We start from the raw sequence: 1,668 nt of genomic DNA on the forward strand, positions 1-1,668 counted from the left end.
AGTGATTGTCGCGCGGTAGACCCATCGTCTGCGCGATCCGCTGGTATTTCTCGGCACCTTCGAGGATGGCGCCGGTTTCCATCTGGCCGACGGTGGCGCGCTGGATTTCCTGCCACGGCGTCTGCGAGCGCGGGAAGGCATAGCCGCCCGCCGCAGTCAGCGTGCGGCGCCGCTCGGCGAGTTGTTCATCGGAGATCAGGACATCGGCGCTGCCCTTGCCGAGATCGATGCGAACCCGGTCGCCGGTGCGGATCAGCGCGAGGCCACCCATTGCCGCCGCCTCGGGGCTGGCATTGAGAATCGACGGCGAGCCCGACGTGCCCGATTGGCGACCGTCGCCGATGCATGGAAGCGCGTGGACGCCTTCGCGGATTAGATAGGCGGGCGGACGCATGTTGACCACTTCCGCGGCACCGGGATAGCCGATCGGCCCGGCGCCACGCATGAAGAGCAGCGTATCGGTGGTGATGCCGAGCGACGGATCGTCGATCCGGTGATGATAGTCCTCGGGGCCGTCGAACACGACCGCGGGGCCTTCGAACGCTTCGGGATCGTCAGGATTGCTGAGATAGCGTTCGCGGAATTCCGGCGAGATGACGCTCGTCTTCATGATCGCGCTGTCGAACAAATTGCCGCGCAGGACGATGAAGCCGGCATCCTGCAGCAGCGGGGTCGCGAACGGGCGGATGACGCGCTCGTCCTCGATCGTCGCGGTGCGGCAATTGTCGCCGATGCTCTTGCCGTTGGCGGTCATCGCGTCCTCGTGGATCAGCCCCTGCTTCATCAGCTCGGCGACCACCGCTGGCACCCCGCCGGCATGGTAATAATCCTCGCCGAGATACTCCCCGGCGGGCTGAAGGTTGACCATCAGCGGCACCTTGTGACCATGCGTCTGCCAGTCGTCGATCGGCAGGTCGACGCCGATGTGGCGCGCAATCGCGGCAAGGTGGATCGGCGCGTTGGTCGATCCGCCGATCGCCGAATTGACGACGATCGCGTTGTGGAACGCCTCCCTGGTCAGGATGTCGCTGGGCTTCAGATCCTCGGCGACCATGTCGACGATGCGCTTGCCGGTCTTGTACGCGACCTCCTGGCGGTCGCGATAAGGCGCGGGGATCGCAGCCGAGCCGGGCAGCTGCATGCCGAGCGCCTCGGCGAGCGAATTCATCGTCGTCGCGGTGCCCATCGTGTTGCAATAGCCGGTCGAGGGCGCCGACGAGGCGACGAGCTTGATGAAGCCTTCGTCATCGATCGCGCCGGTCGCGAGCAGCTCGCGCGCCTTCCACACGATCGTCCCCGAGCCGGTCCGCTCACCCTTGTGCCAGCCGTTGAGCATCGGGCCCACCGACAGCGCGATGGCGGGAATGTTGACCGTCGCCGCCGCCATCAGGCAGGCGGGCGTCGTCTTGTCGCAGCCGATCGTCAGTACGACGCCGTCGAGCGGATAGCCGTAGAGCACCTCGACCAGCGCCAGATAGGCGAGGTTGCGGTCGAGCCCGGCGGTCGGTCGCTTGCCCGTTTCCTGGATCGGGTGGACCGGGAATTCGAGCGCGATGCCGCCCGCCTCGCGAATGCCTTCGCGCAGACGTTCGGCGAGCACGAGGTGATGGCGGTTGCAGGGGCTGAGGTCGCTGCCGGTCTGCGCGATGCCGATGATCGGCTTGCCCG

At 66.6% G+C, this 1,668-nt stretch carries 1 protein-coding gene; it reads right to left on the reverse strand.

Going from position 1 to position 1,668, the window contains the following annotated elements; translation table 11 throughout:
- Positions 1-1,668 (reverse strand): IlvD/Edd family dehydratase (locus sphst_RS10235; protein ID WP_107045488.1); only part of this gene is annotated, 1,668 nt, incomplete at both ends.

Origin of the sequence: Sphingomonas sp. STIS6.2 (assembly GCF_000732685.2) — a bacterium.
GTDB lineage: Bacteria > Pseudomonadota > Alphaproteobacteria > Sphingomonadales > Sphingomonadaceae > Sphingomonas > Sphingomonas aerolata.